13 protein-coding genes and 2 pseudogenes are annotated in these 12,639 nt (G+C 37.0%); 7 read left to right on the top strand and 8 right to left on the bottom strand.

Annotation, left to right across the window (positions count from 1 at the left end; all coding sequences use genetic code 11):
• Positions 1–18 precede the first annotated feature (18 nt).
• From lexA to JOD82_RS01840, 5 genes are all read left to right on the top strand, one after another.
• A complete protein-coding gene (lexA, locus tag JOD82_RS01860; protein WP_013310545.1) occupies positions 19–645 on the top strand; it encodes a transcriptional repressor LexA in 627 nt (208 codons plus the stop codon).
• 283 nt (positions 646–928) lie between these two features.
• Complete coding sequence (locus tag JOD82_RS01855; protein WP_029517411.1) at positions 929–1,231, top strand: hypothetical protein; 303 nt, start codon at positions 929–931, stop codon at positions 1,229–1,231.
• Between the two features lie 235 nt (positions 1,232–1,466).
• Complete coding sequence (locus tag JOD82_RS01850) at positions 1,467–1,631, top strand: hypothetical protein (RefSeq protein ID WP_013310546.1); 165 nt, start codon at positions 1,467–1,469, stop codon at positions 1,629–1,631.
• Positions 1,632–1,671: 40 nt separating this feature from the next.
• Positions 1,672–1,812 (top strand): hypothetical protein, encoded by a 141-nt coding sequence (locus JOD82_RS01845; protein WP_165146693.1) that lies wholly within the window; start codon positions 1,672–1,674, stop codon positions 1,810–1,812.
• Between the two features lie 228 nt (positions 1,813–2,040).
• The gene (locus tag JOD82_RS01840) at positions 2,041–2,580 is read left to right on the top strand and encodes a GNAT family N-acetyltransferase (protein WP_209947422.1); all 540 of its coding nucleotides are present in this window, start codon (positions 2,041–2,043) and stop codon (positions 2,578–2,580) included.
• Positions 2,581–2,801: 221 nt separating this feature from the next.
• Here JOD82_RS01840 and tet read toward each other — a convergent pair.
• A pseudogene (gene tet / locus JOD82_RS01835) lies at positions 2,802–4,179 on the bottom strand (Tet(L)/Tet(K)/Tet(45) family tetracycline efflux MFS transporter).
• A 605-nt stretch (positions 4,180–4,784) separates the two neighbouring features.
• Here tet and JOD82_RS01830 point away from each other — a divergent pair.
• The gene (locus tag JOD82_RS01830) at positions 4,785–5,105 is read left to right on the top strand and encodes a hypothetical protein (RefSeq protein WP_029517409.1); all 321 of its coding nucleotides are present in this window, start codon (positions 4,785–4,787) and stop codon (positions 5,103–5,105) included.
• 999 nt (positions 5,106–6,104) lie between these two features.
• On the opposite strand, the gene JOD82_RS01825 is transcribed toward JOD82_RS01830, so the two are convergent.
• The 6 genes and pseudogenes from JOD82_RS01825 to JOD82_RS01800 form a co-directional block, all read right to left on the bottom strand.
• A complete protein-coding gene (locus tag JOD82_RS01825) occupies positions 6,105–6,212 on the bottom strand; it encodes a sporulation protein YjcZ (protein WP_080658622.1) in 108 nt (35 codons plus the stop codon).
• A gap of 677 nt (positions 6,213–6,889) precedes the next feature.
• Positions 6,890–7,279: a hypothetical protein gene (locus tag JOD82_RS01820; protein WP_029517406.1), complete on the bottom strand. Its 390-nt coding sequence runs from the start codon at positions 7,277–7,279 to the stop codon at positions 6,890–6,892.
• Positions 7,280–7,293: 14 nt separating this feature from the next.
• Positions 7,294–8,439 carry a hypothetical protein gene (locus tag JOD82_RS01815; RefSeq protein WP_208332706.1) on the bottom strand — a complete coding sequence of 382 codons (1,146 nt, stop codon included), beginning with the start codon at positions 8,437–8,439 and terminating at the stop codon, positions 7,294–7,296.
• 253 nt (positions 8,440–8,692) lie between these two features.
• On the bottom strand, positions 8,693–9,739 hold the full coding sequence (locus tag JOD82_RS01810) for a fibronectin type III domain-containing protein (RefSeq protein WP_069012686.1): 1,047 nt from the start codon (positions 9,737–9,739) through the stop codon (positions 8,693–8,695).
• 180 nt (positions 9,740–9,919) lie between these two features.
• Positions 9,920–10,972, bottom strand: a complete 1,053-nt coding sequence (locus tag JOD82_RS01805) for a fibronectin type III domain-containing protein (protein WP_209947419.1) — start codon at positions 10,970–10,972, stop codon at positions 9,920–9,922.
• A gap of 173 nt (positions 10,973–11,145) precedes the next feature.
• A pseudogene (locus tag JOD82_RS01800) lies at positions 11,146–11,570 on the bottom strand (NucA/NucB deoxyribonuclease domain-containing protein).
• A 208-nt stretch (positions 11,571–11,778) separates the two neighbouring features.
• Here JOD82_RS01800 and JOD82_RS01795 point away from each other — a divergent pair.
• Positions 11,779–12,270, top strand: a complete 492-nt coding sequence (locus tag JOD82_RS01795; protein WP_069012688.1) for a hypothetical protein — start codon at positions 11,779–11,781, stop codon at positions 12,268–12,270.
• Between the two features lie 35 nt (positions 12,271–12,305).
• Here JOD82_RS01795 and JOD82_RS01790 read toward each other — a convergent pair whose 3' ends face one another.
• Positions 12,306–12,539 (bottom strand): hypothetical protein, encoded by a 234-nt coding sequence (locus JOD82_RS01790; protein WP_208332704.1) that lies wholly within the window; start codon positions 12,537–12,539, stop codon positions 12,306–12,308.
• Positions 12,540–12,639 lie beyond the last annotated feature (100 nt).

Here is a 12,639-nt window from a genome sequence, read left to right as displayed (position 1 = left end):
AAATGGGGTTGATACGGTATGTCTAAGATTTCGAGCCGCCAGCAGGCCATTCTTGAATTTATCCGCAATGAAGTGCGTCTAAAGGGATACCCCCCTTCTGTACGCGAAATAGGCGAGGCTGTCGGATTGGCCTCCAGTTCTACGGTTCACGGTCATTTGGATCGTTTAGAGAAAAAAGGACTCATTCGCCGCGATCCTACAAAACCACGGGCTATTGAGTTACTCGGTCAAGACGAATCGGATAACAGCAACTTGATTAATTACTCCATTAGTCGTGTCCCCGTCGTCGGCAAAGTAACCGCTGGTCTTCCTATTACGGCGACAGAAAATATTGAAGATTACTTTCCTCTTCCCCAACACTTTGTTGGTGAGGATAAAATATTCATGTTATCTGTTGTAGGCGAAAGCATGATTGAGGCCGGGATTGCTAACGGAGACTATGTAATCGTACGTCAGCAGCAGACCGCTGATAATGGCGATATTGTTGTAGCTATGACAGATGAAGACGAAGCTACAGTTAAAACCTTCTACAAAGAAAAAGATCATATCCGGCTTCAACCTGAAAATCCAGCCTTTGAACCGCTTCGTCTGACACACGTCAGTATTTTGGGCAAAGTTGTAGGACTCTTCCGGGACTTCCACTGATTTCTCGTTCTTCCTTCCCCGTTATTCTATCCCCTAATACAAAACCGGCTGCCTAGGGCAAGCCGGTTTTGTATTGTTATTATGCTTACTATGTATCTCACAACTATTCTTTCCTTTTTGCAACCTATTCCTATTGTATCTACTATAAAATCAGCCTCATCATCTCAAATAATCCCCCACTGATCTTGAACAGCTATACTGTTATGGGCAAAACTAATAGATCTTTCTTTCTTTTAGCTAAATATGGTATATTAATTACTCATAGCTCTGTAGGAGGAATTAAATGAAAAAAATAATAATTTCAGCGTTTGTTATGATATTTATCGTCGTAAGCTGTGCAGTTCCAACAATGGATCATTTGTATGCAGAAGAGAAATCACACATAACAACCTACGATCGTATTCAGTACATACAAATACTCATCCATTTCAGGTATTTAGAAAAGCAACTTGAAGCTGTAATTTCCGAAAGAAATAATTACCCAGAGGCCAGCCAAGAATATAAACAGCTCTCAGAACAACTGAATCATATTCTTGCCCAAGAGGCATACTACGAAAAAAAACTTAACACCCTTAATAGTAAATAATTTTCATACAAACTGCATATTATCTTTATTCTACACATTAGACTCATGCCGACCTGCCTGTAACATCTCCTGCAACGTAAAGTTGAAAAGGCGAAGACAGGTTCGCATGAGTTTTTTTGTTAACTTTTAGGGATATAGGTACTAGCTTCTTTTTGCTTCTAATAGATTTATGCTGATACATTACTATCACAATTGACATATGTATATAGCAGAACTAAGCAAAGGAGATATGCAGATGATCAGAAATAGAGTTAAAACGTATAAGCATCGCATCGGGAAAAACAGATATCTGGTCGTTAAAGTCTTTCAAGCCGCAGCTGCAAAAACAGGAAGCGGAAATGCACTAGCAACCAATGCCTTGAATATCAAAATTTCCAAGCGTAAGCATAAACGCCACTAAGATTCAACCGCACCTTCATTTCTTGAAGGGAGGTGATATTATGAGCAGAAGACATTGCAGACGTGATTTAAGAAGAAGAAGATTGAACATCCGTTCCAATCAAAGAGCCACTGCGCGTGCAAGAGGTAACGCACTGGCTGTTAATTTGTTTAGCGTAAACGATAGACAACGCAGACGTTAATAATCGTTTTCATGCAAAAAGCGGGAGAAATTCTTCCTGCTTTTTTGTGTTAAGCAGCACACCTAACTACTGCTATGAATCGTTTAAGCAAGCGGACGAGATCGTAAATATCACACATAGTTGAACAGTCGCTACTATTTTACTCTTTTATAAATCTAACAGACAGGAAAAAGTGGTTCTCTTTTAGAATAATGTGCATAGAGAAATTAAACCAGAAGGAGACAAGCCATGATAATTAAAATGTCACTTTCAAATATGGGGGATTTTAAAAAGTCAAATGAGAATAACGGCTTTATTGTGTCAGGAAAAATTATACCTAAATACGAGAACAACATTTGGTCATATATAGAAGAAAGTTTTCCCGAACCATATTTTAAACAGTATGAGGATGATGACGTCGATATCAGTTATATTAATGAACAAGGAAAATCTATTTTTTTATATTATGATGAGAACGACTGTGTTGGGAAAATTAAACTTTGTACTAATTGGAATGGCTATGCTCTAATTGAGGATATTGCCGTTGCTAAAGACTCGAGACACAAGGGAATCGGAGCAGCCTTATTGAGTAAAGCAACCGAGTGGGCTAAGCAGAATAATCTTGTTGGCCTTATGCTTGAAACACAGGATGTGAATATTTTAGCTTGTCGATTCTATGCTAAAAATAACTTTGTAATCGGCGGAGTTGATACTATGCTATATTCTAACTTTTCCACAGCCCATGAGAAAGCGATTTTTTGGTATTATAAGTTTAAGTATTCAAATTAGCCTATCCTTCTGTAATAAGGCCGAATTTAAAAACAATACCATCTTGTACGCACACTTTGCATTGCTACTTTTCCCGTATCTAGTAAAATCAAACTGATCAGCACACAAAACTCTGCCGACCAATGAAGGTTAGCAGAGCTTTTGATTTATTTTTAGAGTATTCACTTACTTCAAACGTGAGGATGAGATCATTTTCAGCATGTAATCCTTTTTTGCTCTTATCAGGAATCTGAAACTGAACGTTTATATACAATAACAGATAAAATCCCGCTAATTATAATGACCACTGAAAAAATCAATAACATATTGCTATATAAATAAGCAGATGGAAAATTAATGATTGGTATAAATTTTTGATGAATAAGACGTATTGACAATAAGCCTCCTACAACTGAAATCCCCGTTCCTTCTGATAAAAAGCTTATAAAATTAAGCAAGCTCATTCCTGCGCCAGCTTCTTCTTGTTTTAAACTACTTGAAACAATAGTGGATATTACTGTTTTAATAAAAGAAAGACCACCGAAAACAAAGACTAGAATAATAGACATCAGCCAAGGTGTCATTTCAATAAAGAAAGCAGCTACCAAAAAACTGACGGCAAGAAATGCAACGCCGACTGCTAGCACATGTAAGGAACCTTTCTTATCAACAAGTGCTCCTCCAAGAAAACCAAAGAAAATAACACTCATCGTTCCAGGAAAAATAATTCCACTGCCAATCATTGCGGTACTTAAGTGGTGAACGTCTTTCATCATATAAGGGACCATAGAAACAAATCCAGCTACGGTACCAAACATAAGCCCCCCACAAAGGATTCCTATCATAAATGCAGTATTTTCCCCCAATGAAGAATCAACAAAAGGATTGGTTACTTGTCTGATATGTTTTAAAAAGATCAAGAAAAATAGAACACTTATCACCAGAAAAGAAATTCTGTAAGAAGTTGTATACAACATAAACAATACAATACCTAGAGATATAAGCACGATTCCTGCAATGTCAAACGAGCCCTTTGAAATGACTTCCTTTTTCAATAATTTTATCAGGAAGGGAACAGTTACAAACGTTAAAACAGGAAGAAGCAGTAAATAAGACCAATGAATATAATGAGCAATCACCCCACCAATAGCCGGTCCTATCCCTTCACCCATTGCTACGATAGACCCGATGAGGCCATATTGCCTTTCCCCTGTTTTCTTTTGGGATATAGCGAGCAACTACGACCATCACAAGTGAAGGAAATGCAGCTGCACCAATCCCTTGTATAAATCGTCCCAAGATAAGTGTTGGAAAAAAAGTATGTCCCACAAATCCAATTAATGATCCTATGCAATTCACTATGATTCCAAACAGGAGCAACCTTTTAATACCTAACTGATCAGATAACTTTCCGTATATAGCTGTTCCTATAGAAAAACTTAGCATAAAGGCAGTATTCACCCAATTTGTAATGGCTGGTGTCTTATTGAATTCATCAGCAATATCAGGTAAAGAGATATTAAGAACCATTTCATTTAACACACTAAAAAACGAAAGAACACAAAGCCACATTAAAATTTGGTTATAGCTCAAAACGGACTGTGAATAAGGGGTTTTCACTTTTGACCCTCCAGAAATAAGATACATTCAAGACATGAGTGTATCCTTGCTCCATATCATTGGAGGTTTAATACAGCGCCTATTTCCATACGAGAAAATGTAATGATCTTTTGGTCACCATCCCAGCCCCCTATGATTACAATATAGAGCGTATATCGCTCTTGTGGTCCCCTCTTCCAAAACCAGCAGACGCGCCTTTATGTCCATTACACTGCTACCTGTTCTTATCTCCAGTCCTTCATGTTGGACCACATCATTGCTCAGTAGAATAATTGTACAGTATTGGTAATAGCGTTTTGATATCGGGTAACAAAGCGTTCAGCTTCTTTATTACCTGTCGTTTTCCGTATACTGTACAGATCAGAACAATGAACGATAAAAGCGGATACAACTATTGTGCAACAATAGCGGAATTAGACGGTTGCCAAAGTGACACTGAACTTTTACAGATGTTTATGATGGTGTACGTGAAGCCAAGGAGAAGAATATGGGGGCGATATTCCTGTGCCAGTAGGATAAGACAAGAACCTAATTAAGCGTACAATCGCAGCACGTTAGATACATTTAAACTAATCAGGAAATTATCCAAGTAGGAGGGAATAACCATGGCATTTGAAGGTTATAGAGAAGACAAGCGAGGACAATGGTTTGACTGGCCATTCCCCTTGTCGGTATCAATACTGTATGTGGATGCGGATGTAGATGAAACAGAAACGAAATGGTACCTCATTATCGAACAAGAAAAACATTTGATCCGAATTAGGGATGAAAAGCAAATTGAACTGCTTCATCACTGCATGTATGGAATCTTGTTAAATGACGAGAATATCAACTGGATTATTGATAAAAATGGCGGTAGATTTACCTATCACGACAGTGTGCAAGATTTCATCAAATTCCAGAAAGAATACCTGGATATATTTTAAAAACCGTGAACAGTTAAAAGCTCTGCCGACCAATTAGGGTAACAGAGCTTTTCGATTTATTTAGAGTATTCACTTACTTAAATACACTTTTGGAATCAAGCCGACTTTAGAGCAGTGGAAAAGGCTACGATCCGGCGTGGATCAATCGTTGTCAAGCGGTTTGCCAACCGTTAATAGCAGTTTCACAGTCTTAACTTTCACTCGCTAGGTACTAACTTCTCCATATGTATTAGTTGTGATTTCGTACTGGCAAGGTCATTATTGTGAGTTATTGGTACTTTTTGGGCAATTAGTTAAAGCTAAAGCTCACGTATCGTCACAATACATGTATGGACTTTGGCTAGATTTTTTAGAACCCCCACCGTTGTCGTGAAATTCACTATTCTGTACCGTTACGTCGGAAAATCCTTTTATATGGAGCCCCATATTTGTATTTTTAATCTCTATGTTCTTTCTCAAAGAGTACCTTATCGTTCACATAGCTACTACCTTCCAACAGAATACCATAATTTGTAATGCTAACATAACTTGGCACTTTATCAGGCTCGGTTGTTGCTACACCATGCACTGTTAAATTTTTAATAATTACATTCAATGCCCGGTTTGAATTGTTCGAAGTTAAAGCTCCATTATCCCTAGTTAGCATCAATTTGCAGCACTGTAGCCCCCTTACCCACTGTGGTAATAGTAACATTACTCTTTAGATATATTGGTTTTTTGATGCTGCAATTACATTTGTTTACTTCAACCTTCATCCTACCACCTCTTTGAGAATTTTATCTAACAGAAGCCTGATAAGCCAGCAGTGGTCTTGACTCGCTACTGAAAAGATAAAATGAAATACAATAAGCGCAAAACTATTATGGCAGGAATCCACCAAGTATTTGCCGAAAGAGAAGCGAATACGGTGGCTATTGCCAAATAGCTTATGCGCTCAATGGGCTCAACTATTGAATATCCATGAGTGAAATGATATTTTCCAACAGTTCTTTTTACAAACTAAACCCAAAGTGATTTAGTGATGATAACTAAGAGAATAAAGAGCACTAAAATTGCCGCTGTAGAAGTCCATACACCGCCGCCACCTGTATTTTCATAGGCACCCATCTCTTTTAACCTCCTTTATTTGTCGTTACCTTAATATATGTTTAAATACGTTCTATGATAGGGCATGCAGGTAAATAAAAAAACACTAGCTTAGCTAGTGGTCAAGTCCCCATTTTATAGACACGGAAAAAAGCCCCTAGACTATAAGCTGCTTTCGATATTCTTTCGGAGGCAACTTATTTAACTTTCGTTGTGATCGACTTTGATTATAAAATCGAATATAGTAGCCAGTTATGTGAGTCCTTCATTACTTGTAATTAAAGGAGATGGGAAGATATCTTTCGAATACATCGCTTTAAACATCAATATATCGGTCTGTATATCCTGTCCGTATCTGTATCAATCACGAAACCAACCTCTGTGTCATCTTCAAAACGTAATCGATCAAAATTATGAAGTCGACAAAATATATCAGGTAAATCTCTAATATTAAGACTCAGCATTTTTGCTTGTATATACTTTTGATATAGTTCTTCTTGTGTGCATAGGGGACCAGTAATCAAATTCTGAAAAAAGAAACCTTCAATTTTAATAATCATAATATCACCACTGGTGGTAACCATTCTCTTATAAATTTAAAATACTTACATAACAATAACTCAACTAAAGCACATGTTAAGTTAACCTTTGTGAACAAGTTAAAGCTCCCTTGCTATCACATTTACTTATGATAGCTTCTATTTTTCCATTAATTCATTAAATATATCTCTATCTTTGGAAGTAAAGTCAGAAATCAGTTTCTTTTGTTCGTATGTGTTGGTACTTGAATCCAATTTAATGAAGCTATTTTCACCAACCACATATACGATATTTTTTTCTATTTTATAAGACAGAACGTTATCAATCACTGAATTAGGAGCTTCAATTTGATGAGTGTATAGTATTGGAGGATCACCCGATCCTCCTCCCCTGTAAATCTGAAAAGTCCCATCTCCAAAAAACTCTAACGTATCTTTGCCATATGGGTACTTCCTTATCGTATCGTCTCCAGAATTCGCTAGAAAAATTATAGTAGTAGTTATAACTAGTAGAGAGATCAAGATGTAAATCTTGTATCTGCGTTTCATCTGCAATTCACACCTCACTTCCAAGCCTTTTTTGTATCAGTTACTGTAACATAAGATGTATACTCATTGAGTGTTCCCCATGATTCCATTAAATTTGTTAGATTGGCCGCAGCCCAACCGAGTTTGTTGTCCCCAGTAAACATTTGTTTAAAATTATATTCAAAATTATATTTATCATAATATATTGTAGTAATTTCCCATTGTCCTTTTACATATGTTCCATCTATTTTGTACTTCATTTTGTGAAAAGCGTTATACAAATCTCTGTCACTTTCAATTGCAATAGACCCATCACTTGAAAAACTTTTAACTTTTTTGTCGTTAGCTTTTTGTACTGCTTTATCAATTACATACATATTATGTTCTTTGGATTTTTTAATTTGCTGCGCCTCATACGACCACTCGTTAAAGTGTAAATGTCCTGGTTTGTAATCAAGTGAATGTTGAAGTAAATTGGCTGTGATGTCTCCGTACTTCTTTCGAGCTATAGGAACAGCTACTAATGTAAATGCTTTACGATCAGGATAATGTATTACAGTATCTGTCGAATCTTTTACCTTCTCTACGCCTCGTACCCAAGTCTTTTCTAGTTCTACCATAGGATTTTCAAACGGAAAAGTAATATTTCCTGCATACACTAACATATTCTTACTATATGCACCTTCCAGTACTTTTTGCGAGACATCAGACTGATCCTTTTCTCTTGTTTCCTTAGGTTCTAACTGAGGACTGTATTGAATTTTTCCCAATTGATCTTCTTTTTGTTTTAGAACGAGTTCAAACTCAAGGATCTCTTTGCTGGTATCAATCTGTTCTTGATACTTTACTACATAAGCGTGTGTAAACGTAATATCTCGGATTGTGTTTTCATTTCTAACGATTTGGATATTACATTTGCGATAGTAATCCTCACTATCAGGTTTATATTCTGTATTTGCCCATGTATACAGCATGTTGGAATTATCCGCATTGTCTATAACTGAAGGAAGCGAATGAAGCGGAATTTTGCTTCGAATATGTAGCGAATGAGCCAAGTTTGGAGACTTAGCTGAAAGGTTTATGGAACTATTATTCTTATAAGTAAAGCCAGTGATTTCACCTTTTACAAACTCAATTGGCTCACCACCGGATTTGCGTTCTATTCTTAATGAAATACTCATTAAAATAATCTCCTTTGTTAAATTAATCTGGTTTTGCAGGAAAAATTTATGAAGACTAATTTCCAAATATTAATATATACGAAAAATATTAAATAGTAAACATATTTTCAACGTGATAAAGGACATCAATTGAGTTTCGTAACCTCGGCAAATTATATGAAGAAGCTAAAACGAAATATAATTCAGCCTAACACGAACCTGTTAGAAACGTTAAAAGCTCTGCCGACCAATTAAGGTTAGCAGAGCTTTTTATTTATTTAGAGTATTCACTTACTTCAAACGTTAGGATACGATCAAACAGCATGTAATCCTTACGGCTGCTGAATGGACCTTTATTATTGTCATGTTTATTAATGGCATAGGATGCTGATCCAGAACCCGCCTGTTTGCCTTCGTACCAGGAGATAAAGTCATTGACCTCTTTCATGCTCAGATCAAATTCTTTCTCTAAGCCAGTTGTCATGGTGACTACCAGAATTACACGCTCTCCAGTAGTTGGCTTTGGGTCAGGTTGACTACCTCCTCCTTGTGGAGTTGCCGAAGCTTCATTGGAGTATTCAGAATCAACGCCATTCACCTTAGCACTTACAATAAAGTAGTACTTCGTTCCGTTAGTTAGACCGGGAATAACAAAGTTTCCATATGCATCTTTTGTTGCTGTTACTATTTCCGTATACTTACCAGACTCAGTTCCATATCTTACCGTGTAACTTTCAGCGTCTTGAACCTGGTCCCAGTTTAAAGTAGCCTGACTATTATTTCCAGTAGCATTAAGTTTTATCGAAGCCTCATTATCTACAAACATTCCATCTTCATTGATATCAATCGCATCTAAATTTAAGTGTCCATCGTCACTTTCTAACTTAATCATTACTTCATGAATCGCATTTGTCAAAGCTTTCTTCTCATAAACGAGTGTTTGTCCGGCAGCCTTAGAATGTTCACTAAAATACTCAACATTTCCATCTATCGAGATTACGGCTCTTTTAGTTTTAGTATCCCAATTATCTGATAGAATCCTCAATTGTGTACCTTTAAAGGAAAAAGAAATGTACGCATCGGTATCAGTTGTTTGATGAATGGCCCCATTGTATAGTTTGATCCCATCTTTGAATATAAGCCATGATCCATGATATTTGATGAACTTATGCGTATCATCGTAACGTTTCCAACCCACTTCAGGAGTATAAAGATTCTGACCTAATGTAGCTGCATAGGAACTTGAGTTTAAAAACGTAACCATTACAAACAGAAGAACTCCAAACAAAATACCAAATTTCTTAGTAAAACCGATCTTCACAAATATTCCCCCTAAGTAATCTATTGAACAGTAATTGACTACAATGTATGTTACCCGCAAATGGACAGACCGTTGTTCATGAGATCATCTTCGTTCTGGTTCGTTGGGTAGGTACCAACAATTTCTATAGAAAATACGATCTTTTCCCTACCATTTTTCAGGCCTGGTGTTGCGTATTATTTAGTATTCACTTACTTCAAAAGTCAGAATGCGATCATACAGCATGTAATCCTTGCGACTGCTAAAAGGTCCTTTATTGTTATTATGTTTATTGATCACATATGAAGCCGATCCAGAACCAGCCTGCTTGCCCTCATACCAAGCAATAAAATCATTCACCTCTTTCATGCTTAGGTCGAATTCTTTTTTTAATCCTGTTGTCATGGTGACTACTAAAATTGCACGGTTTCCTGCAGGTTGCTCAGGATCAGTTTGACCGCCTCCCCCTTGTGGAGTTGCAGATGCTTCGTTGGAATATTTAGAATCTACTCCCTTAACTTTAGCACTGACCACAAAATAGTATTTTGTTCCGTTGGTCAGACCTGGGATGACGAAGTTTCCATATACGTCTTTTGTAGCTGTGGCAGTTTCAGTATATTTCCCTGATTCTGTTCCATATTTGACTGTGTAACCATCAGCTTCTTGAACCTGCCCCCAGTTTAATGTAACTTGACCGTCTCCAGGGGAGGCTACAAGATTCATGGGAGTGTAGATATCAACCAATTTTCCATCTGTATCTATTGCATCAAGCGAAAATGTGTTGTTTGTGCTATTCGTAGTTAACTTTACTTCATGAACAGCGGATGGTAGATCTAAGACTTCATACACAAGTACTTGATACAGATTTGCAGGATTATTTGGATTGTATGTCGAAACTTTGCCATCGATCTCTATGGTCACATTGTTTACTCTATTGGTCCAATAAAGATCAATAATTCGCAATTTAGTTCCATAGAATTTGAATTTTATGGCGTTTGTTGTTGCTCCAGATAGTTTCATATAGTGACCTGTTTTTGCATAAACACTATTAGATTCATTTGTAACATATGCCCATCCACTACCTTCATACTTAATGGCAGGGTCCATATCGTCATATCTTTCCCAACCTTCTTCGGGAGAAGTTAATCTCTCACCGATCGACGCTGCATACGTATTTGAATTTAAAATCAAGCTCGTTGCAAACAATAAAATGCCTAACAAAATACTTATCCTCTTCATAAAATTTAACTTCACATTAAATCCTCCTACTAGGGTTTGTTGAACTATTACTAAGGTAAATTAATTCTAAAAATGTGTCTAAACATAAACTTGCTTATCTATAAATATGTTCTATATTTTTGCATATTTATTTTTTATTGGATATAAAAAAGACTCTATTGGTAGCGAACCGTTAGAGTCTCTTATCTTTATTTCACTATAAATCTCACCTTTGTTCCATCAACATACTTATCTAACTGGTGACTTACCCATGATCCTGCTCCCCGGTTATCACTAGGGGTTATGTATCGAATATCAGCGCCTGCGCCACCTTCTGCACACATTGCCATTGGCCATTCATCGCGGTCATATCCTTTTTTAGTTGGATAGCCCTTGAGCGACTCTTCCTATTTTCCTCAGTTCCATCACGGTCGATTGTGCATACCGCAGAATGTCCGGCTACAATAGCGTCCCTTATGTGTGCTCCGGTTTCAGGATACCGTGAACTTGGAAACTCCAACGTATATCCAGCTGCTTGTTGGCTGATTGCTGCCGGTTCAGCATAGACGCCTTGTACGGAAAAGATAGCCGCCAGTAAAAATACAATTAATCCTCGCGCGATTCCTCTGATCATATGACACCTCCATAGTAATTTGAATCTTCTCTATACTAAATGAAGAGTTATGTCGAAGTATCGTGCATGTTGTCGCATAATAAATAACTATATTACAAACTGCCGTTCTATACGTTTGAGTTCACATAACAATCACAGTTATATAAAAGGATAATGATAAAACTAAGTGGAATATGTAAATTGAAATAAAAAAATGGGAGGTTTTATTATGAGAAAACCATTGCCTACTATTCTTTCTGTGGGCTTGTTATTCGGAGCTTTAGCGCCTAGTGTATCAGCCGGATCTACAGAAATAACTCAGCAAGAAAGCACGATTTCATCTAATCAAGTAGTGCCTCAAGCGAGTTTACAATTCTCTAATGATGCAACCCAGGAAACCTTAAGTGCTGCAGGCATCATAAAAACATTCACATTTACAAACTTGGCTAATGAGGTTGCTAGTGCACCATTCCAAATTAATGGATCAGGCGACGTCAACATATCCGTCCACCAAAGAACCGCTGATTCAAAATATAGTCCTGTAATTCAATACACATTACAATCAAGTGATTACTCACAAAGCATTTTTATAAACGGAACATTCACAAATACAAATACAATCAGGACGTTTACCAATGTGCCAGAAGGAACATATAAAATAGTAATCACTAATTATGGTGGAGTTAGTAATGTCTTTGGTGATGGCCGTTTATACCGCTAGTAGAATTACAATAATAACAAAGGACTCCATACTGGTTACATACCAGCGGAGTCCTTTTTCACATCTACTCTAAATTCAAACTGCTTACGTAAGAAATAAGATCCGTTAATCTTGATCGACTCCGGTGTAATCTTCTCCGCTGCTCCACCGTAATCCACGATATTTATCAAACCCTCGCCCAACGGCTGTACTACATATGCTCTTACCTGGTTTAACGAAGCTGCAAATAGTTCGATATCCGACTTTAACACTTTATATGTATGGTTCATGCTGATCACCTCAAATAGCTATTCGGTGAATGGTATGTTAATTCCTTCAACAAGACAATCCACGTCTACCAATAATTAAGGGTAGCGGGGATTTGCTTTA

Origin of the sequence: Paenibacillus sp. 1182 (genome assembly GCF_017833915.1) — a bacterium.
GTDB lineage: Bacteria > Bacillota > Bacilli > Paenibacillales > Paenibacillaceae > Paenibacillus > Paenibacillus polymyxa_D.
This window is presented reverse-complemented; position numbering and strand designations above follow the sequence as displayed.